18 protein-coding genes are annotated in these 20608 nt (G+C 38.6%); 3 read left to right on the top strand and 15 right to left on the bottom strand.

Annotated elements, in window-relative coordinates; translation table 11 throughout:
- Positions 1-5: 5 nt before the first annotated feature.
- Together EV201_RS02660 and EV201_RS02665 are read right to left on the bottom strand one after the other, a co-directional pair.
- Positions 6-281 (bottom strand): hypothetical protein, encoded by a 276-nt coding sequence (locus EV201_RS02660; RefSeq protein WP_130305853.1) that lies wholly within the window; start codon positions 279-281, stop codon positions 6-8.
- A gap of 300 nt (positions 282-581) precedes the next feature.
- Positions 582-893: an ASCH domain-containing protein gene (locus EV201_RS02665; protein WP_165389568.1), complete on the bottom strand. Its 312-nt coding sequence runs from the start codon at positions 891-893 to the stop codon at positions 582-584.
- Positions 894-992: 99 nt separating this feature from the next.
- Between EV201_RS02665 and EV201_RS02670 the strand changes: the two genes are divergently transcribed.
- Together EV201_RS02670 and EV201_RS02675 are read left to right on the top strand one after the other, a co-directional pair.
- Positions 993-2492 carry a M28 family metallopeptidase gene (locus EV201_RS02670; RefSeq protein ID WP_130305855.1) on the top strand — a complete coding sequence of 500 codons (1500 nt, stop codon included), beginning with the start codon at positions 993-995 and terminating at the stop codon, positions 2490-2492.
- 170 nt (positions 2493-2662) lie between these two features.
- Positions 2663-3454, top strand: coding sequence for a hypothetical protein (locus EV201_RS02675; protein ID WP_130305856.1), 792 nt, complete (start codon positions 2663-2665; stop codon positions 3452-3454).
- Here the strand turns inward: EV201_RS02675 and EV201_RS02680 are convergent.
- The 11 genes from EV201_RS02680 to EV201_RS16335 form a co-directional block, all read right to left on the bottom strand.
- The gene (locus tag EV201_RS02680; RefSeq protein WP_130305857.1) at positions 3449-4228 is read right to left on the bottom strand and encodes an alpha/beta hydrolase; all 780 of its coding nucleotides are present in this window, start codon (positions 4226-4228) and stop codon (positions 3449-3451) included. The genes EV201_RS02675 and EV201_RS02680 overlap by 6 nt on opposite strands.
- 153 nt (positions 4229-4381) lie before the next feature.
- Positions 4382-7606 (bottom strand): carbamoyl-phosphate synthase (glutamine-hydrolyzing) large subunit, encoded by a 3225-nt coding sequence (gene carB, locus EV201_RS02685; RefSeq protein ID WP_130305858.1) that lies wholly within the window; start codon positions 7604-7606, stop codon positions 4382-4384.
- Positions 7607-7656: 50 nt separating this feature from the next.
- Positions 7657-8745, bottom strand: coding sequence for a glutamine-hydrolyzing carbamoyl-phosphate synthase small subunit (gene carA / locus EV201_RS02690; RefSeq protein WP_130305859.1), 1089 nt, complete (start codon positions 8743-8745; stop codon positions 7657-7659).
- Positions 8746-8802: 57 nt separating this feature from the next.
- Entirely contained in the window at positions 8803-10140 is a 1338-nt protein-coding gene (argH, locus tag EV201_RS02695; RefSeq protein ID WP_130305860.1) for an argininosuccinate lyase, read from the bottom strand.
- A 22-nt stretch (positions 10141-10162) separates the two neighbouring features.
- Positions 10163-11239 (bottom strand): M20 family metallo-hydrolase, encoded by a 1077-nt coding sequence (locus EV201_RS02700; RefSeq protein WP_130305861.1) that lies wholly within the window; start codon positions 11237-11239, stop codon positions 10163-10165.
- Positions 11239-12018, bottom strand: coding sequence for an acetylglutamate kinase (gene argB / locus EV201_RS02705; protein WP_242610447.1), 780 nt, complete (start codon positions 12016-12018; stop codon positions 11239-11241). Before argB ends, EV201_RS02700 begins: the two co-directional genes overlap by 1 nt.
- Before the next feature lie 2 nt (positions 12019-12020).
- Entirely contained in the window at positions 12021-13148 is a 1128-nt protein-coding gene (locus EV201_RS02710; protein ID WP_130305863.1) for an aspartate aminotransferase family protein, read from the bottom strand.
- 92 nt (positions 13149-13240) lie between these two features.
- On the bottom strand, positions 13241-14206 hold the full coding sequence (gene argC / locus EV201_RS02715; RefSeq protein WP_130305864.1) for an N-acetyl-gamma-glutamyl-phosphate reductase: 966 nt from the start codon (positions 14204-14206) through the stop codon (positions 13241-13243).
- 1 nt (position 14207) lies between these two features.
- On the bottom strand, positions 14208-15407 hold the full coding sequence (locus EV201_RS02720; protein ID WP_130305865.1) for an argininosuccinate synthase: 1200 nt from the start codon (positions 15405-15407) through the stop codon (positions 14208-14210).
- A 25-nt stretch (positions 15408-15432) separates the two neighbouring features.
- Positions 15433-16002 (bottom strand): GNAT family N-acetyltransferase, encoded by a 570-nt coding sequence (locus tag EV201_RS02725; protein WP_130305866.1) that lies wholly within the window; start codon positions 16000-16002, stop codon positions 15433-15435.
- Positions 16003-16016: 14 nt separating this feature from the next.
- Complete coding sequence (locus EV201_RS16335; RefSeq protein ID WP_165389569.1) at positions 16017-16157, bottom strand: hypothetical protein; 141 nt, start codon at positions 16155-16157, stop codon at positions 16017-16019.
- A 1037-nt stretch (positions 16158-17194) separates the two neighbouring features.
- Between EV201_RS16335 and EV201_RS02730 the strand changes: the two genes are divergently transcribed.
- Positions 17195-17797, top strand: a complete 603-nt coding sequence (locus EV201_RS02730) for a transposase (protein WP_130305867.1) — start codon at positions 17195-17197, stop codon at positions 17795-17797.
- Between the two features lie 1062 nt (positions 17798-18859).
- On the opposite strand, the gene proC is transcribed toward EV201_RS02730, so the two are convergent.
- Together proC and EV201_RS02740 are read right to left on the bottom strand one after the other, a co-directional pair.
- Complete coding sequence (gene proC, locus EV201_RS02735) at positions 18860-19660, bottom strand: pyrroline-5-carboxylate reductase (RefSeq protein WP_130305868.1); 801 nt, start codon at positions 19658-19660, stop codon at positions 18860-18862.
- Positions 19661-20014: 354 nt separating this feature from the next.
- Positions 20015-20563: a GNAT family N-acetyltransferase gene (locus EV201_RS02740; protein ID WP_130305869.1), complete on the bottom strand. Its 549-nt coding sequence runs from the start codon at positions 20561-20563 to the stop codon at positions 20015-20017.
- Between the last annotated feature and the right edge of the window lie 45 nt (positions 20564-20608).

Raw genomic sequence — 20608 nt, forward strand, 5'->3', positions numbered from 1 at the left:
ATATTTTAATTACACATCATTGCAGATTGAATTAAGCTCACTCTCAACACAATGTGTCCATTAGGCTTATTGCCTACAAACTCAGGTTTAAAGCCTGCAGCTTCAAGTTCTGATTTTACCAATCGAATTAATTCAGAACTTACATGATTAAAATGATGAGCAACAACCAAACTCCCCTTATTAAACTTCTTTTCGAATTTGTCTAATATCTTGCGTGCTTCAAGTTTATGTTGTTCGATTTCTTTTTCTACAATATGGCTATATTCTGCGACGTTCTTCATAATTTGATCTATTTTTCAGGTGAATGGTTGTAAGTATATTTTTATTTCAATATTAATGCTTGTTATAAAATGACTTTAGAGAACTATAAACCCATGCTCAGAAAGAAGGCAGGAAATATTTAATTATATTTCTCTCTGACAATTATAAAACTTTTTTATTAATAATTAATGATGAAATACAAAAATATTTAGATTAACGTCAATATAATTGTGATTAACGAAATCGACATAATTTATATCCCTCTCAAAAACAAGCAGTTTAATATCTAAAACGAAGAAAGACTTTAAATATTTTATATTTTAATTCATAATGCATCTAAATTCCACTAACATCAACGGATCATTTTCTTGTAAATGAGGGTAAAAACCAAGCAAAGCATCCCATAATTCATCTTTGGTCTTAAAGCCATCCTTTCGTACTTGATCCAAACTCATCTCATTAATAGTTAGATACGAGATTTCAACAATCTCAATAGGCAAACTTCTCCCGTCTGAAAAGTCAGCCATTGCTTTACCCAAAGGATAGTGTGGCTCCTCAATACGAGCCGTTTGAGTCTTCTCCCCCTGCTGAATTATGTCGTAAAAGCTTTCGTGAAAATGTATTCTTGTCATATGCATTTATTTTATCCCATTTAAATTAATTCTAAGGCTCAGATATCTATCTTAATATAAAATCGCTATTTTTAAATTTTATGATATCTAATATTCTGTATGAAACGATTCAGATTTTACCTCATATTATCCTTGAGCCTTCCATTGGCTAGTTTTTCACAAAACTATTCTAATATTGACTTCGCCCGACAGATTAAGGCGAAAGAACTCAAAAAAAATATTGAGATATTGAGCTCGTCCAGAATGGAAGGTCGGGAAACCGGTAAAAAAGGCCAGAAACTTGCTGCAAACTTTATCTACAATCAATTTAAAAATTGCGGACTTACAGGGATTAAGAAAAACACGGATAGCTTAAACTATTTCCAAAGTTTTAACTTATCGAAACTCAAATTGCCATCAGGTAAAATACGGACCGAAAGAAAGATATTCTCTAATTATAAAGACTTTATTGCTGATCCCCTGCAGGATTCAATTGCATTAGATCTGGATGTTATTTTTATTGGTAATGAGCCCATAGAAAACTTTTCAGAAATTGATTTTTCTGACAAAGCCGTACTTTTTCTAACTTCAAATTTTTATAAAGCATTCCGCAAAGTCCATCACATATGGAAACACTCAGCTCCCAGACTAATTCTTTTTAATGATCCCATCAACAATAAAGTATTCAATCGGTTTTTGAATACAAAAAAACGTGTGCGAAATCAACGATTTCTACTAAATGACCCCATTCAGGACTCAGTTTATCTCGCTGGTCAAACTGATTTGTACAAATGCTTAAAAGAGAAACTCATTATTCCCATCTCAACGCAGATGACAAAAAAACTGACAGGACTGAAAACAAAAGAACTAAAAGAAATAGCGAATAAACAAAGACACGTTAACAGAACCATAAGCAGTTCAATTCATTTTAGCCTCAATAAAGAAAACGATATTATCAAAACAGAAAATGTGTATGCGCTGATTGAAGGCTCTGAAAAACCCAATGAGTACATTGTTATTTCTGCACATTACGACCATTTGGGGAAACATGGCGAAAATGTGTTCTATGGCGCAAATGATAATGCTTCGGGAACGGCAGCTGTAATTGAAATAGCTAAAGCCTTTAAACAAGCTACCCGCGAAGGATTGAGACCCAAGCGCAGCATTCTGTTTGTTGCCTTTTCAGGTGAAGAAAAAGGCTTGTTAGGCTCTAAGTTCTTTGTTAATCATTCACCCATTGCACTGAAATCGATTAAAACAAACCTAAACCTGGATATGCTAGGGCGTTGTGATGACAAACATTCATCAACTGACTATGTCTATCTTTTGGGAACATCTCATCTTCAACCTAAGTTGAAAAAAATGAGTGACAGTTTAAACACTTTATATCCCAAACTTATTCTCGATTACGAATACGACCAACCACATAATCCCCTTTACGGGGCTTCTGATCAAGCTTCATTTGTACAAAAAGGTATTCCAGCCATCATGTATTTTAACGGCTTGCATCAAGACTATCATACAGAAAATGACACGGCAGATAAATTAAACAATAAAAATATTGAGCGTGTTGCTCAACTCGTTTTTCTTACTGCCTGGGAGCTTGCAAATCAACTTTGAGAAAAAACTCTAAGTCTTAAAATTGAGGTTACTCATCTGTAATTTTAATCCTTTTATCAACAATAAACCGAAATATAATTTCATTTAAAACTCTTATTTATTCAACTTATTTCTGATTTTCTAGATAAGAAGCACTATTTTTGTAGAATATAATCAACAATTTCATATTTATGAGAACTATTCTACCCCTATCGTTTATTACCTTGAGTATGCTATTTTTCTCTTGTCAGAAAGAGTCTGAGCATTTAGAATATGTTGATGAAAACGAAGCTTTAGTTGAGAAATTAAAAGAAGTAAATGGCGATGCGCGGACTTACAATTACGATTTTAAGATTTTGGAAGAGCCTAAAGCAGAAGGTGTCAATTTCTACATGCCAACTCTTATTCCCGAAGCTTTAACAAGTATTCCTGAAGAAATGAAAAATGCCATTCACTTGCCTAGTGTTGGTGATTTTCCATTTACACCTGGCACTGAGAAAGCCAACATTGTCACTTTTTGGAATAAGAGCAACAAACTCGTCTTTCAAATTCAAATTGCTTATTTCGAAGAAGATGTTGAATACAAGGCTAACAATCAGGATTTCCTTATTATATCAGCTACGCAACTTCCGGATAATCCCTTTGTTGATACAGCATCAGAAAATGATCCTATTGACCTATGGATTGAAGAATTCAAAATGGACGGCCCCAGTGAACCTGTGGATGTAAGAATCTATCAAAAATTGGAATTAACGTCAGAACTTCCCTTGTTTTATAAGGATCGATTCAGAAATTGGTCGAGCATGTACCCTTATTACTCCTTCGATTCATCTAAAAATTATATTGAACACACTTCAACCGGTGCTTCAATCTATTACGCATGGCACGATGGAATAATCTTCCAGATAGGTTATAAATTCTCAGATGATACAATTGATGCAGAAACGATTGCCAGAAAGATCATTCTTGGCTCATCATTATAAACCGATGCAATGTCTTTTCAGATGTCGTAAACCATTCTGAATATTATCATCAGAATGATGATGCCAAAAGCTGTCAAAACCATGTTCTACCCCATACAGATACTCAAAGCTGTGGGGTAGTTTTATTTTATCCAGAAAATCATGCATCTCGAAAGACGCCTTTCTGTTCTGATTTCTGACAAAACGATCTTCAGTTCCAATTTCAAGATACAAGTTCACTCCTGAATCAATTAAAGCCTGCCGGTTCAAATCAGCCATCTCTTTATTCTTCTCGAGGCTGTAATCGCTAACATAGCCCATAGCAATAACAGATTTAAAACTTTGCGGATATTTGAATAGATAATGCAGGGCTCCTCCGGCACCACGAGAATGCCCCTCCAGAGATACGCCTTTATCATTATCCCCAGCTTTAAAATTTGTTCTGCAATACTCAATAAATTCCCCATTAAGTTCCGGAACAAGTAAAGCTTCATTTTCAGGCGTAAACCATTGAATTAAATCCCGATCTTCATCTCCTCGAACACCTGCAATCACAATATCAGAAATCATATCGGACTTAAACCATTGATTTAAGTCATCTTCGCTAACATACTTTGAAAAAGTTCTTTCATCACCACCTTGCCCATGTAAAAATAAGAGCAATCGATAACTTCCATTGGGATTCCAATTGGGTGGTAGGTAAACAAAGTAAGGCACGCTTGATCGGACCTTACTCTCAAAAGTTGAAAAGGTGTATTGACCTCTGGCATTGGAATAATCGAAGTTTAAAGCCATAATGAATTCAATCGGAATTAAATGAAGGACAAAACTAATTATTTTAGATAGTAAAACAGAATATCGACATGACGTACGGTACTTATATTAAAAATAAAATCCCGACAGAGCTCAAAGCCTGACGGGATTTTTCTTGGTTAATGTGTTAGAAGTCTAGGATAAATAGTGGCTATAGGTATTGATATCCAATGTCTCCCGTGATTTTTTACAGAAAGAATAAATAAAAGCACTGGCTAATCTTGCATTGGTCACCAAAGGAACATTCAAGTCAATGGCGGCTCGTCTGATTTGATAATCATTATAAAGCTCATCTTCACTTAAATTCTTTGGAATATTAATAACAAAATCAACCTCTTTGTTTCGGATTAAATCCAAGGCTGTTTTCTCACCCTTTTCATCCGGCCAGGCGACAGCTTCTATCTCAACATCGTTCTCAGAAAGGAATTTTGCAGTACCTCTGGTTCCGTATATTTTATAACCTTTATCTTGTAACATCAGCGTACTCTGAAGCAATTCAATCTTTGAGCGAATGGGTCCACTACTAATCAGAACGGCCTTCTTCGGGATCCTATAACCCACTGAAAGCATTGACTTTAATATTGCATCGTAATAATCTGGCCCAATACAGCCCACTTCACCCGTTGAAGCCATATCAACACCCAAAACAGGATCCGCTTTTGATAGTCTGGAGAAAGAGAATTGTGAGGCTTTCACCCCAATATTTTCCAATTCAAACATAGAAGGCATTTGTGTTGGAATCGTTCCATTCAGCATGGCTTTCATAGCTAATTCCACAAAATTGTAATCCATAACTTTCGATACAAATGGGAAACTACGACTGGCTCTCAAATTACATTCGATCACTTTTATATCGTTATCCTTTGCCAGAAGCTGCATATTAAATGGTCCTGTTATATTCAACGATTTTGCAATTTCTTTTGCAATCTTTCTAATTCGACGAATCGTCTCGAAATAAAGTTTTTGAGGTGGGAATACCAGAGTGGCATCTCCTGAGTGAACCCCAGCAAACTCAACATGTTCCGAAATAGCATCAATCAAAACTTCACCATCTTTAGCCACACCATCAAACTCAATCTCTTTGGCTTGCTGAATAAACTCGCTAACCACAACTGGATATTGCTTGGATACCTGTTTGGCCAGATTCAAGAAGTGTTCCAGTTCATTTTTATTGGATACCACATTCATAGCGGCTCCCGAAAGCACATAACTCGGACGAATCAGAACAGGGAATCCTACTTCATCAATAAAACTGTGGATGGCCTTAATACTTGTCAATTCTTCCCAACGAGGTTGGTCAATTTTCAAATCGTCAAGCATTGCAGAAAACGTCTTTCTGTTTTCCGCCCTATCGATACTCTCAGGAGACGTTCCTAAAACCTCCACATCCGCTTTGTGCAGGCGCATCGAGAGATTATTGGGTATCTGACCTCCTACTGATACCACAACGCCCTTAGGCTGCTCTAATTCGATAATATCAAGGACTCTTTCAAATGATAGTTCATCGAAGTACAGACGGTCACAAACATCATAATCCGTACTAACCGTTTCAGGATTGTAGTTGATCATGACGGATCGGTAGCCTTCTTTCTTCACACCATTCAAAGCATTCACACTACACCAATCGAATTCCACACTGGAACCAATACGATAAGCACCCGATCCTAAAACGATAACAGACTTATTGTCAATCTCATAAACCAAGTCATTTTCACTTCCACTATAAGTCAAATAAAGATAATTGGTTTGAGCTGGATATTCAGCAGCAAGCGTGTCAATTTGCTTCACAACCGGAACAATACCGAGTTTTTTACGGGCATTTCTCACCTGTAAAAGCTCAGTTTCCATATTGCCATCTTTCGGTTTTAAAACAAAACGTGCGATCTGAAAATCTGAGAAACCATAGACCTTAGCTTTTCTGAAGAGAGTCGTATCTAAAGCATCGACTTGATTAAACTTTTTAAGCTCCCATTTTAGCTTGCTGATATTCTCCAATTTGCTTAAGAACCATTTATCAATCGCTGTTAAATCGTGAATTTGATTGACAGAGTAGCCCTTCTCAAAAGCCTGTGCGATAGCAAAAATTCGCATATCCGTTGGATTAGAGAGTTCCTGATCCACATCTTCAAACTTTGAGTGTGGATTACCAACGAAACCATGCATGCCCTGTCCGATCATTCTAAGCCCTTTCTGAATGGCCTCTTCAAAGTTTCGACCAATAGCCATCACTTCGCCCACCGATTTCATACTGGAACCAATTTCCTTGGTTACCCCTTCGAACTTATTTAAATCCCAACGAGGGATTTTACACACCACATAGTCAAGAGCAGGCTCAAAACAAGCCGTTGTGGTCTTTGTCACCGCATTCTTCAAATCCTGAAGTGCATAACCCAAGCCCAGTTTTGCCGCTACAAAGGCTAAAGGATAACCCGTTGCCTTTGAAGCTAATGCAGAAGAACGTGACAAACGAGCATTTACCTCGATCACACGATAATCCTCGGAATTTGGATCCAAAGCATACTGCACATTACATTCTCCAACCACACCCATATGACGAATGATTTTCAGGGCAAGTGATCTGAGCTTGTGATATTCTGAGTTGGTTAGCGTCTGTGATGGTGCAATTACAATACTCTCGCCGGTATGAATTCCAAGCGGATCGAAGTTTTCCATATTACAAACGGTAATGCAATTGTCGTAAGCGTCACGGACCACTTCATACTCAACCTCTTTCCATCCCTTCAGGGATTCTTCGACCAAAATCTGGGACGAATAGGATAAGGCATTTTCTGCCAGAGTTCTCAATTCATCCATATTGTTGCAGAATCCGGAACCTTGACCTCCAAGGGTAAAGGCAGCACGGACAATAATCGGAAAACCCAACTCTCCTGCCGCAGCTAAAGCATCGTCAATCGATTCTACAGCCATGCTCTTTGGCGTTTTCACATCAATTTTGCGAAGTTCATTGGCAAATATCTCTCTATCTTCTGTTTTGATGATTGTTTCGATAGGCGTACCTAAAACCTTCAGGTTATATTTCTTAAGTGTTCCGGCATTAAAAAGCTCAATCCCGCAATTCAAGGCCGTTTGCCCTCCAAAAGCTAAAAGAATACCATCGGGCTTTTCTTTAAGAATCACTTGTTCGACAAAATAAGGGGTCACAGGTAAAAAATAAATTTCATCTGCAATCCCTTTGGATGTCTGTACTGTTGCGATATTGGGATTAATCAAAACCGTTTTAATACCCTCCTCTTTCATGGCTTTTAAAGCCTGAGATCCAGAATAATCAAATTCACCCGCTTCACCAATCTTAAGCGCTCCTGAACCTAATACCAATACTTTCTTTATATTATGAGTCATACTTTTCTGAGTTAATGTTAAGTCACTTTTTCCTTTAAATTTTCTCCTTTTTACTTTACTCTTTTATCCTTGTATTTTTCCATCATTTCGATGAAGTCATCAAACAAGAACTCAGTATCAGTCGGCCCACTTGAGGCTTCCGGATGGAACTGAGATGCAAAGAAAGGTTTACTTTTGTGCTTAATCCCCTCACAGGTATTATCATTAGCATTCTCAAACAAAACCTCCCAATCCGATGGCAATGTGTCCGTATTGATTGCATAACCATGATTTTGAGAAGTGATAAAACAACGCTTGGTCCCATTTAATAGCACTGGCTGATTGTGAGATCTGTGACCATATTTCAATTTATAAGTATCTGCTCCGGCAGCTAAAGCCATCAGCTGTGTTCCCAAACAAATTCCCATAATAGGTCGATCCTGGCTAATAGCCGTTTTCACATGCTCAATCGCTTTGATGTTCAATTTTGGATCACCAGGGCCATTTGAAATAAACAAACCATCGTAATCTTCATTCGTAAAATCAAAATCGTAAGGCACACGGATAATCGTGGTATCCCGTTTCAGCAAACAACGGATGATGTTATTTTTAACCCCACAATCCAATAAAAGCACTTTATGTTTTCCATTGCCATAGCTCTTAATCTCTGTTGTGCTGACCTCAGAAACCAAATGGCGGGAATTGGGATCCTCAAAAGGCAGATCCTGATCATCAAAAACAATCTTGGCCTTCATACTCCCCCCATTACGAAGCTTCTTTGTAAGTGCTCGTGTGTCTACGCCATAAATACCAGGAATCTTGTGCTCTTTCATCCAATCCGAAAGACTCAAACTTGCATTCCAATGGCTAAAATCCTCGGTGTAATCCGAAACGACAAAACCTGATAGTTGAATTTTCTCAGACTCGAAGTGACGAAACAAATCATCTTCTTTTCTGTCGCCGGGAACACCGTAATTCCCAATCAAAGGAAAGGTTGTTACCAAAATCTGTCCGCGATACGAAGGATCACTCAAACTTTCAGGATAACCCGTCATAGCTGTATTAAAGACCATTTCTCCGGCTACAGATCCTTCATAACCAAAAGAAGTGCCCAGGTACTCACTACCATCTTCCAGTATTAACTTTGCTTGTTTCAACATAAATTGTAATTATATAATGGTTGTTATAATATTTAAAATCAATCGTCTATTAAGATACTAACTTCTCCCTAATAAATTTTGATATGCCTGATCGATCTTTTCGAAATTAAATGCCTCAAGTGTTTTTTCCAGTTTCGATTTGATTTGCGCATTGCATAAATTACCGATGCTTCCTTCATGTTGGTGTTTCAAATCACCTTCAAATTTGAATTTCCCCGATTCAACCAAAGCCCCAACTTCTTTATAAGCATCTCGAAATGGCACGCCTTTAAGCACCAACTCATTCACCATCTCAACGGTGAAGAGGTATTGGTATCTTTCGTCATCCAGCAAACTCTCATTAAGCTTAACATTCGACAACATGGTTTTAGTCATCTCTAAACATGAAATTAACTGATCGAAAGCCGGCATAAAAAACTCCTTAATCAACTGATAATCTCTATGATAGCCTGAAGGTAAATTTGAACTCACAGACTGTATTTGTGTGGGTAATACTTGTAGCGAATTCGCTCTAGCTCTTACCAACTCAAACACATCAGGATTCTTCTTATGTGGCATAATGCTACTTCCGGTCGTAAACTCGTCAGCAAAACTGATAAAACCAAAATTTTGTGAGTTGTACAAGCAGGCATCCATCGCTAATTTTCCTATGGTGTAAGCTATATTCGACAGAGCAGATACAACTGCGAATTCCATTTTCCCCCTACCCATCTGAGCGTAGACCACGTTATAGTTCAGATTTTCAAAACCCAACAAGTCAGTCGTCATCTGACGATTCAGTGGAAATGAGGAACCGTATCCGGCACCAGACCCCAATGGATTCTGATCAACCATTTTAAAAGCGGCTTGCAACAAGCTCAAATCATCAGCTAACGCTTCGGCATAAGCCCCAAACCATAAACCAAATGAAGATGGCATGGCCACTTGCAAGTGCGTATAGCCTGGTATAAGAGCACCTTTATACTTTTCAGAGTTTTCGATTAACAAATCAAACAGAGCTTTGGCTTCGTTCACCACTTGTTCAATCTGATGACGTGTAAACAGTTTCAAATCCAAAAGAACCTGATCGTTTCTTGAACGGCCTGAGTGTATCTTCTTTCCCACATCACCTAAAGTCTGTGTCAGAAGATATTCGACTTGTGAGTGCACATCTTCAATGCCCTCTTCTATCTCAAAATCTCCCTTTTCAATGCCAGTAAATATCTTTTGCAATTCCTTTTCAACCAAAGCTAACTCCTCAGACTCCAACAAACCAATACTTGCCAACATCTTACAGTGTGCTAATGAACCCAACACATCAAAAGGAGCCAATTGCAAATCAAGCTCGCGATCTTTCCCAACCGTAAAGTTTTCTACATTCTGATTCATCTTCGTGCCTTTATCCCAAAGTTTCATATCTGTGTCATTTTACGTTTAGTTATCCTTTTATTTCAAGATCAAGTCCATTCAAAAGCTGGTAATAGATCTCAACACCTTCTTCTATTTCTGACAAATTGATGTATTCGTTAACCGTATGTGAACGAGCTGAATCTCCTGGTCCAAATTTCAATGTTGGGAAGCCTTTCATAATGGCCTGATCTGATGTGGTTGGCGAGCCATAATAGCTTCTTCCTATTTTGATTCCGGCCTGAACAAGCGGGTGATTCAAATCGATGCCCGATGAATTCATTCTAAAGGATCTGGCTTTTACATCGCTTTCGGTTTGCTGATCAATCAATTTAAATAAATCCTGATTGCTGTAGTGTTCGTTACTTCTCACATCCACAACAAATCGGCAATTATCCGGCACCACATTGTGTTGACAACCGGCTTCAATTTGAGTCACCGTCATTTTCACAGGGCCGAGTATATCCGATTCCTTATCAAATTTGTAGGTTTGAAACCATTGCAAATCCTTCATGGCTTTATCAATGGCATTCACCCCTTCACCTCGGGCTGCATGCCCGGCAATGCCTTTGGTTTCAACATCCAAAACCATTAAACCCTTTTCGGCAATAGCCATCTGCATTAGCGTGGGTTCACCAACAATTCCCAGGTCTATCTTCCCAATCGCATCCTGAATCAGTTCGAAACCATTCACACCCGAAATTTCTTCTTCGGCAGAAGCTGCAAAAACCAAATTATAGGCTTGTTCCTTTTCATCAAGAGCAAGAAAAGTAGCCATTAGTGAGCATAAGCAGCCACCCGCATCATTCGATCCAAGACCATAAAGTTTTCCATCTTCCACATGAGCTTCAAAAGGATTCTTTGTCCAGGATGCAGAGGCATTGACCGTATCCAAATGAGAATTCAGTAACAATAAGGGTTTCCCTTCGGCATTGTGTTTGCCATAAACCCAAATGTTATTCGCTTTTCTATTGGTTTGATAAGCCTTTGATTTTAGAATTGTTTCTATAAAATCAGCAGCATGATTTTCCTCTTTACTGTATGATTGTATGCCAATTAACCCCTTAAGGCTTTCAATGGCAAGTGTTTTATATTTCTCTAAATTCATCACTTACAGGCTGTCAATTCGGTTCCACAATAGTCGTCACCCGACATTCTCAAAAGATCACCAATAAGCACGTCAACCCCTTTATTGAAAGCTCTGAAAGCATTTTCAGTCTTCGGTATCATGCCCTTGTTTATTGATCCATTCTCTTTCATTTCCTTATAGAGATTAAGGTCTAAACTCTTCAAAAAACTCGCATCATCATCAGGATGAGTTAAAACCCCGGGCTTTTCAAAGGAATAAATCAGTTTCACCTGATAATTCTCGCTCATTGCGATGGCAATTTCCGTAGCAATTGTATCCGCATTGGTGTTCAAGAGCTGTCCTTTCCCATCGTGTGTGATGGCTGATAGCACCAAGACCTTATTTTGCTCAATGAAATCTGATACAGCCTGTTTGTTAACCGCAACCACATCACCAACAAAACCATAATCGATACTGGCATGCTGACGTTTTTCTGCTAAAATCAAGTTGTCGTCTGCACCACATAAACCAATTGCTTTTTGATTCAAAGCCTGTAGTCCCGCTACAATCTTTTTATTGATCCAACCGGCATACACCATACTGACCACCTTTAAAGTCTCTGCATTGGTTATTCGCCGTCCATCAATCATGGGGGATTCAATACCCAATTGTTTAGCCATATCTGTAGCCAATTTGCCACCTCCATGAACCAGAAGTTTAGCCCCTTTTATCTTCGAAAAGGCTTCAAGACTGGCTGACAACTTTCTTTCATCATCAATCAGATTGCCTCCAATTTTTACTAGCGTTAGTTCTTTCATCTCTATTGCTTTTTGATTAGGGATGAAAACTCACTAATAAAGGTTTCGGCCTCTGCCAGTGTAAGCGTTAAAGGCGGTAGCAATCTTAAGGTCTTTTTCCCTGATGCGCCCGTGAAATAGCCTTTCTCAAAAAGTAAAGCCGACTTTATCTCAGCCATATTTTCCAAATCAACACCCATCATCAAACCCTTGGCTCTTACAGCTTTCTCTCCCATAAGCTTTATAAGTTCATTTGCCAAATACTGCCCCACTTTGGCCGCATTCTCAATCAGTTTTTCTTCTTTCATCACTTCCAAAACAGCGATTCCTGCCGCACAAGCCAGATGGTTGCCACCAAATGTGGTTCCCAAAAGTCCTGATTTCCCTTCAATTTTAGGATGAATCAGCACACCAGCAAGAGGAAATCCATTCCCCATCCCCTTAGCAGTTGTAATGATATCGGCTTTGATATCTGAGTGCTGGTGTGCAAAAAACATCCCTGTTCTTCCATAACCCGATTGAATCTCATCGAGAATCAATAGGGCGCCATATTTTTGACAAAGACTTTCCGCCTCCTTTAAAAACTTAGTCTCGGGTATGACAACGCCATTAACCCCCTGTATGCCTTCCACAATAAAAGCTGCAACATCGCCCTTTTCAAGCTCCTTTTTTAAAGCCTCCGTATCGTTCATCTCTATAAAAACCACCTCGTGCTTGGCATTATAGCTTGAAGCCAGCTTGGCATTATCTGTCACCGCAAGAGCGCCGCCGGTTCTTCCATGAAAAGCGCCTTTGATGGCGATGACCTTTGATTTCCCTGTATGGAAAGCGGCTAATTTCAAGGCATTCTCATTGGCTTCTGCTCCTGAGTTGCACAAAAACAGATTGTAATCGGTATAACCCGAAAGCTCACCCAGTTTCTCTGCCAATTGATCCTGCAGTTTGTTCTCAACCACATTGGAATAGAAACCCAGACATCTTATCTGATTTTCGAGACGAAACAGGTAATGTGGATGAGAATGGCCGATAGAAATCACACCATGTCCCCCATAAAAATCTTTGTATTCTTTTCCCTCCGCATCGGCGAGCGTAATGCCCTCACCTGATAGCAGGTTGATATCGTATTTTGTATATGTATTGAATAATTGCATTGTAAACTATATTTAGAAATTGAGACAGATGAATTAGAAATTTGAATGGCGTAGAAATCTCTAATCACCCATCTCAACTCAAAATTCATAAATTAAAAAGCGACTGGTTTCAGTCTTAAACCCGCATCTTCAGGCAATCCAAATAGGATGTTCATATTCTGTACAGCCTGTCCCGAAGCTCCTTTCAACAAATTATCAATCGTTGAAACGATCAAGAGCTTATCACCGTGTTTCTCCAAATGCAAAATGCACTTGTTGGTATTCACCGCTTGCTTCACATCGGTATTCACATCACTGATCACCACAAAAGGATGATCCTGATAATAGTTCTGATAATGAACCATGGCTTCGATAAGACTCCAATGACATTGGGTATAAACCGATGCTAAAATTCCTCGGGAGAAATTCCCCCGAACCGGGATAAAATTTACCGCTTGCTTAAAACTATTCTGTAATTTACAAAGACTCTCTTCAATCTCAGCTAAGTGTTGGTGTTCAAATGCTTTATAAAGTGACACATTATTATTCTTCCACGAAAAATGAGACGTTTCAGTAGGTGCCTGACCGGCTCCTGTCGAACCTGTAATGGCGGTTACATGCACGTCGTCGTTTAAAGCCTGATGTTTGGCCAAGGGCAATAATGCCAACTCAATTGCAGTCGCAAAACAACCTGGATTTGCAATGTATTTGGCCTTTGCAATCGCTTCTTTATTCATTTCCGGCAGGCCATAGACAAACGCATGGGCCTTGCTTTCTAATCTGAAGTCCATACTCAAATCGATGACCTTTAGATTTTCCGGCAGTTTGTTCTTTTCAAAAAAGCTTTTGCTCTGACCATGCCCCGAGCAAAGAAAAATAACATCTACCGCCTCAAAATTGGCCGATGTAAAATTCAAATAACATTCGCCTAATAAGTCTTTGTGCACCTTACTGATGGCCTGCCCATTATGACTACTACTCTGCACAAAAACAATCTCTGCCTCGGGATGCCAAAGTAAGAGTCTCAACAACTCACCTGCGGTATATCCCGCTCCTCCTATGATTCCAATTTTAATCATCTTACTTCGCATTTACGGTGTGATATATCTTCATCGAATTGGCCAGAATGGTTGTAAAACCTTTCACATCCTCTGCTGTCCAACCCTCATTTTTTTCACCATACTGACCAAAAGCATCACTCATTAAATCGTTGGGCGAATTCACCCCAATCAATTGATAGTATTTTGGATACAGCATCAACTTCACTTCTCCCGAAACGGTTTTTTGTGAATCTTCGAGGAAACACTCTATATTTCTCATCAATGGCTCAAGATATTGAGCCTCATGCAGCAACATGCCGTAAAAATCACCCAATTGGTCTTTCCAATGCATTTGCCACTTACTCAAACAATGCTTCTCAAGCATTTCGTGAGCTTTTAAAATTAAAACAGGTGCTGCTGCTTCAAAAGCAACCCTCCCTTTAGTGCCCAAAATGGTGTCACCTATATGCATATCACGACCAATTCCGTAGGCCGATCCTATTTTCTCTATGGTTTTAATGGCATCAAGAGGATTCTCAAATGTCTCTCCATTTACCGACACGAGTTCCCCCTTTTCAAAACCGATACTCAATTCAGCAGGCTCAGTTTGTGTCACCTGCGAAGGATAAGCCTCCTCAGGAATGGTTTTATCTGAAACCAAAGTTTCTTTCCCTCCGATACTGGTTCCCCAAATTCCAGCATTTATCGAATAAGCCATCTTCTCAAAAGCGTCATCAATTCCTGCTTCTTTCAGGTATTGGATTTCTTCCTCACGGCTCAGCTCCAAATCTCTGGTTGGGGTTATAATTTTGGCATTGGGAGCCATTATCTGAAAAATCAAATCGAATCTGATTTGATCATTACCTGCCCCCGTACTGCCATGAGCAATATAATCGGCTCCAATTTCATTGGCATATTGGGCAATGGCCATGGCCTGAAAAGCTCTTTCTGAGCTCACGGATAAAGGGTAACAATTGTTCTTCAGAACATTGCCCATTATCAGGTACTTGATGCACTTTGCGTAATACTCTTCCGTCAAATCGATACTGGTATGTTCAATTACGCCCAGCTTTTGAGTTTTCTTCTCAATTGCGGCCAGCTCCTGATCGCTGAATCCGCCCGTATTTCCCAATACGGTATAAACTTTCATCCCTAAATCCTTTGACAAGTGAAGGGCACAATAGGTTGTATCTAATCCGCCACTGTAGGCTAAAACGACTTTTTTATCTTTTGTTATCATGTTTTTCTTTTTGCAATGTTGACTACTAAAATGTTTTTTGAGGCTTATTCGGTTCGCACAACATCCCCGTACACAAACACATTTTGTGTTGCGTTCTTTGCAGAATGTCGTAGTTCACACAGGAGGCACATCCTTTCCAAAAGGAAGCATCGGTGGTGAGTTCCGAAAAAGTAACGGGCTTGTAACCCAAGTCTGAATTGATTTTCATGACAGCCAAACTGGTGGTGAGTCCGAAGATTTTAGCTCCGGGGAAACGCTTTCTCGATAATTCGAAAGCTTTCTCTTTAATTTGCTTGGCTAAACCAACATATCGGTAGTCCGGGTGGACAATCAGTCCCGAGTTGGCCACATACTGCTCATGTTCCCAGGTTTCGATATAACAAAAACCGATGACCTTATCGCCTGCAAAGGCAATTATCGATTTTCCTTCCTGAAGTTTTTGAGCGATGTATAAGGGATTTCTTTTAGCAATCCCGGTTCCTCTTATTTTAGCAGCTGTTTCAATCATTTCGCAAATTTCAGTCGCATACTTGCTGTGTATGACGCCTGCTTCGATAACAGCTATTTCTTGTTTTATATCTACAGTCAATTCCATTTGTTCTTAAAAATCTATGTTTCCCAGAATAAGGCTACACCTGTCAGGCTTAACCATTTGTTGTTAATGTCAATATTGAAGCTTTCTCTTAAGCCATTGGTTAGTTTACTTCGTCGGAGCCTTAGTTGGCTTTTCCTGGTCAAAAATGTGTTCATCTTGTTAAAATTTAGTTCTGATTGATATTTTTATTTTCTCTTTAAATCACTCTTTATCTGCGCATTTCATCACTAACAGGGCACAAAAAAAGCCCACCGTGGTCGACGGCAAGCTTATACATATCCTATTTCAGTTAATAGCACATCAGACTCATCCGCCCCTTCCGGGTAGCAGTTCGAACGCAAGTGGCGTCGGCTTACTGTGTAGATTGTTGTTGGCATATGAGTGACTCTTGTGAATTAAACTGCTGTAAAAAAAATAGTTTAAAAAAAAGGCTTACCGTTTAAACGATAAGCCTTTTAAAATATATCATGATCAATTCTGATTACACGACAATAAGACACCTACCGCTTTCTTTGAAAGTGCGCTTCGTCTTCGTCGGATGTTAAAAAATTGATTCATTGTTCTCTGTTTTACTCTTTGTTTATATTTTGAAATTGGGCATAAAAAAAGCCTTCCGCTGTAAAGGAAAGCCTGGACAATAATCCATATACAATGCTTCCTTATTGTTTAAATAAAGATCTGCGTCGTCGGATTATCATTTTTGTAGCCATGCTCTTTCTGTTTTTTTGTTGTGACAAATGTAGAAACAATTTTTCGATAAATCCAAATGATGATCCTCTGCTCCATCCCTGCAAAGGTGTTCGAAACCTATACTTTCCGAAGCTAAACACTTGTGAATACTCGCCTTAATGATAAATTATTTTTTTTTGAAAAATTTTAAATGAATTGCCGTTTTATTCCTCCAAATCGATAGTTGGCACCCCATAGTCAGAGTATGACGGAATAAGAATTTGAGGGTTTCACTCTTTTGTTACTGAAAAACCTGACAGATTAATTTTACATCCTGTAAGTAAACCTGTCAGGTTTAAAACCGCTGACATTTACAGATCGCCTATAGTCAGAGCATGACGATTCAGATCAGAACTCAATAGTATCTTATGGAAGTTTTTATCAATGTCAGAATGCATTATTTCAAAACAAATCTTATTTTTAATAGAGCATCCAATTTTTAATGATTAAAAACCTGAGCTCTATGATATTTGAAGAAAGTAATATCTATCACATATACAATAGAACTAACAATCACACCCCTTTATTTTATTCAAGAGAGAACTATCTTTTCTTCCTTGAAAAGTTTAAGCATAACATCCTTCCTTTTTCTAGTATACTAGCTTGGTGTCTAATGCCAACACATTTTCATATCATGGTTTACGTTAATAAAATCAAAATTGAGAATCGTAAGGAAGATTTGAATTCATCTATTGGTAAAATGATGAGTAGCTACACCAGATCTATTCAAAAACAAGAAAAAATTACCGGCTCCATCTTTCAAAGCCATACTAAAGCCAAATGTCTTAATCAGATTGAGAATCTATCTCCCAGTTTCTGGAATAAGGCCTTCGGTACTCAAATAAATATCGAACAAGACCATCACAACTATCCACTGGTTTGTTTTAATTATATTCATATGAATCCTGTTGCCGATCGTTTGGTTCAATCCCCTGAAGAATGGGAATTCTCATCCTATAGAGATTATTTTGATGGACGAAACGGGAAGCTCATTAATTATGACAGAGCTAAATCAGAGCTCGGAATTGATAAAAATATATGGCTCCCAACAAAAGTTAGCCAATAATATCTAGTCATACCCTGACATGTACAGCTTGCCTAAAGTCAGAGCATGACGAAAAATACTTGAGGGTCTCACTCCCAGTGAGGCTCTCAATAAAAAAAGTAAACTTTAGTCATACCCTGACATTTACAAATCGCCTATAGTCAGAGCATGACGGAATAAGAATTTGAGGGTTTCTTTCTATTGCGCTCAAAAAAAACCTGACAGGTTAATTTTACATCCTGTAAGTAAACCTGTCAGGTTTAAAACCGCTGACATTTACAGATCGCCCATAGTCAGAGTTTGACGGAATAAGAATTTGAGGGTTTCTTTCTATTGCGCTCAAAAAAAAACTGACAGGTTAATTCTCATTATTGTAAATAACCTGTCAGGTTTAAAACCGCTGACATTTACAAATCGCCTAAAGTCAGAATAAGACGGAAAATGAATTTGAGGGTTTCTTTCTATTGCGCTCAAAAAAAACCTGACAGGTTAATTTTACATCCTGTAAGTAAACCTGTCAGGTTTAAAACCGCTGACATTTACAAATCGCCTATAGTCAGAGCATGACGGAAAATGAATTTGAGGATTTCTTTCTATTGCGCTCCCAAAAAAACTGACAGGTTAATTTTACATCCTGTAGTAAACCTGTCAGGTTTAAAACCGCTAACATTTACAGATCGCCCATAGTCAGAGCATGACGGAATAAGAATTTGTGGGTCTCACTCTTTTGTTACTGAAAAACCTGACAGGTTAATTTTACATCCTGTAAGTAAACCTGTCAGGTTTAAAACCGCTGACATTTATAGATCGCCCATAGTCAGAGTATGACGGAATAAGAATTTGAGGGTCTCACTCTTTTGTTACTGAAAAACCTGACAGGTTAATTCTCATTATTGTAAATAACCTGTCAGGTTTAAAACCGCTGACATTTACAGATCGCCTATAGTCAGAGTATGACGGAATAAGAATTTGAGGGTCTCTTTCTATTGCGCTCCAAAAAAACCTGACAGGTTAATTCTCATTATTGTAAATAACCTGTCAGGTTTAATACCCCTGGAGTAAAACTGATTTCTAAATCTTTCCTTATGAAATCTTATCGTATGATGTTACAATTCCTTTAATTAAGGATGAACTCAGGCCATTGTGCTCCATCTCGTTCAAGCCAAGTATGGTGCAGCCTTTGGGCGTGGTCACTTTATCAATCTCAAATTCCGGATGATTCCCTCTTTCGATCAATAAATCAGCCGCTCCTTTTACGGTTTGATTCACTATGGCAGTAGCTGTTTTTGAATCCAAACCAATTTGAATTCCCCCTTGTACCATTGCGCGAATAAAACGCAGAACAAAAGCGGTTCCGCAAGAACCCAGAACTGTCGCTGCATCCATCAACTCTTCATTAATGACAATGCTGGTCCCGATTTTATCAAAAAAGTATTGTACGGTTTCAAGCTCAGATAAACCGGCTTCGTTGTGACAAAGGCTTGTCATCGATTCCTTCACATCGGCAGCGGTATTGGGCATAGCCCTAAAAACAGGTAAATTAGCAGGTAAAGCTTCCTGCAATTCGTTAACGTGCACATTGGTGGCCAACGAAACTACAACATGTTTTTCCGGATTCAGGTGCGCCTTAATATCGTTAAGCACACTTAAAACCTTATAGGGTTTTACAGCCACAATAATCACATCCGACTCGTCTACTGCCCATACATTATCGGTGGTAATTCTCACCCCATGTGCCTCGTACAACTCAATGGCTGCAAGACTTCGCTTGGTTGCTATAATATTTTCTGAAGGGTAATCTGTATCGTCAACTAAACCGTTTAAAATCGATTTTCCCAGGTTGCCACAGCCTATAATACAGACTCTTTTGTTTTTTAAATCCATGTCTTGTTTTCTTAAGTCTATTATGTACACAATCAAACCTGCTTTGAATAAACAAAGCAGTTCGTTTAACTTAAAATGATAATAGAAATTGTATTGTATGTGTTGCGTTTTCGGGCCGCAAGTTAAAGATATAAATTCGAATTAACGGCTTATGATGCTCGCATTTTCGAGCTCTTTCCCCCGGGGTTACTCAAACCAATCTTCCATAAAATTGAAATTGGCCTCAGAAACTTCAAACTCAAAAGTTTGGCCTTTCTCATTATTTCGTTGTCTAACCCTATCCCATCTTATTTCTTTAGGAAGGTTCATAAAATGATGAGTAACCGATTTTTGAACCGAATGGTTGCCGGGAATCTATTCATTCCTCAATTTACTGTAAATCTCTAAATCGGTATATATGCCACCCGTCAGCAACTCCCCGTCACGTTCGATGCCTTCGAACACAAAGCCCAATCGTTTGGGTATTTTTTTACTGGGAAAATTTCGCTCGGCACATTTAATTTGAATTCGATTCATTTCCAATTCTTCAAAAGCAAACTTACAGAGCCTTTGTACCGATTTGGTTACGATACCTTTCTTTTGAAAATCCTCGGAAAGCCAATAACCAATCTCAGTTTTTTTGTTTTGTTTATCCGTGTCCTTAAGTCCGATTAAGCCCGCAAATTTTCCTTGCAAATGAATCACAAAAACGTAATTTTCGCTGGGGTCTTCCAGCATTTTCCTGATAAAATACTCTGTATCTTCTATTTTTCGTGAGACTTCAACAAAGGGTAACCATTTCCCCAAATAAGCCCTTTGACTATCAATGGTTCGAAAGATATCTTTTGAATCAGACAATTCAATTTGCTTCAGTAGGATACTATCAGATACTCTGATTTTTTTAACACGTTCAGTTATTGCCATTAATTCATTTTTAGATTAGCCTAAATTAATCTTTTTTGGCAGATA

Origin of the sequence: Ancylomarina subtilis (assembly GCF_004217115.1) — a bacterium.
Classification (GTDB): domain Bacteria; phylum Bacteroidota; class Bacteroidia; order Bacteroidales; family Marinifilaceae; genus Ancylomarina; species Ancylomarina subtilis.

What these genes read in the sequence shown, in the direction of transcription:
- proC (WP_130305868.1), bottom strand. Translation starts at nt 19,660, where the DNA reads ATGGATTTAAAAAACAAAAGAGTCTGTATTATAGGCTGTGGCAACCTG.
- EV201_RS02660 (WP_130305853.1), bottom strand. Translation starts at nt 281, where the DNA reads ATGAAGAACGTCGCAGAATATAGCCATATTGTAGAAAAAGAAATCGAA.
- carB (WP_130305858.1), bottom strand. Translation starts at nt 7,606, where the DNA reads ATGACTCATAATATAAAGAAAGTATTGGTATTAGGTTCAGGAGCGCTT.
- EV201_RS16335 (WP_165389569.1), bottom strand. Translation starts at nt 16,157, where the DNA reads ATGAACACATTTTTGACCAGGAAAAGCCAACTAAGGCTCCGACGAAGT.
- EV201_RS02700 (WP_130305861.1), bottom strand. Translation starts at nt 11,239, where the DNA reads ATGAATTTAGAGAAATATAAAACACTTGCCATTGAAAGCCTTAAGGGG.
- EV201_RS02740 (WP_130305869.1), bottom strand. Translation starts at nt 20,563, where the DNA reads ATGGCAATAACTGAACGTGTTAAAAAAATCAGAGTATCTGATAGTATC.
- argH (WP_130305860.1), bottom strand. Translation starts at nt 10,140, where the DNA reads ATGAAACTTTGGGATAAAGGCACGAAGATGAATCAGAATGTAGAAAAC.
- argB (WP_242610447.1), bottom strand. Translation starts at nt 12,018, where the DNA reads ATGAAAGAACTAACGCTAGTAAAAATTGGAGGCAATCTGATTGATGAT.
- EV201_RS02720 (WP_130305865.1), bottom strand. Translation starts at nt 15,407, where the DNA reads ATGATAACAAAAGATAAAAAAGTCGTTTTAGCCTACAGTGGCGGATTA.
- EV201_RS02670 (WP_130305855.1), top strand. Translation starts at nt 993, where the DNA reads ATGAAACGATTCAGATTTTACCTCATATTATCCTTGAGCCTTCCATTG.
- EV201_RS02730 (WP_130305867.1), top strand. Translation starts at nt 17,195, where the DNA reads ATGATATTTGAAGAAAGTAATATCTATCACATATACAATAGAACTAAC.
- EV201_RS02675 (WP_130305856.1), top strand. Translation starts at nt 2,663, where the DNA reads ATGAGAACTATTCTACCCCTATCGTTTATTACCTTGAGTATGCTATTT.
- EV201_RS02725 (WP_130305866.1), bottom strand. Translation starts at nt 16,002, where the DNA reads ATGGAATTGACTGTAGATATAAAACAAGAAATAGCTGTTATCGAAGCA.
- EV201_RS02710 (WP_130305863.1), bottom strand. Translation starts at nt 13,148, where the DNA reads ATGCAATTATTCAATACATATACAAAATACGATATCAACCTGCTATCA.
- carA (WP_130305859.1), bottom strand. Translation starts at nt 8,745, where the DNA reads ATGTTGAAACAAGCAAAGTTAATACTGGAAGATGGTAGTGAGTACCTG.
- EV201_RS02680 (WP_130305857.1), bottom strand. Translation starts at nt 4,228, where the DNA reads ATGGCTTTAAACTTCGATTATTCCAATGCCAGAGGTCAATACACCTTT.
- argC (WP_130305864.1), bottom strand. Translation starts at nt 14,206, where the DNA reads ATGATTAAAATTGGAATCATAGGAGGAGCGGGATATACCGCAGGTGAG.
- EV201_RS02665 (WP_165389568.1), bottom strand. Translation starts at nt 893, where the DNA reads ATGACAAGAATACATTTTCACGAAAGCTTTTACGACATAATTCAGCAG.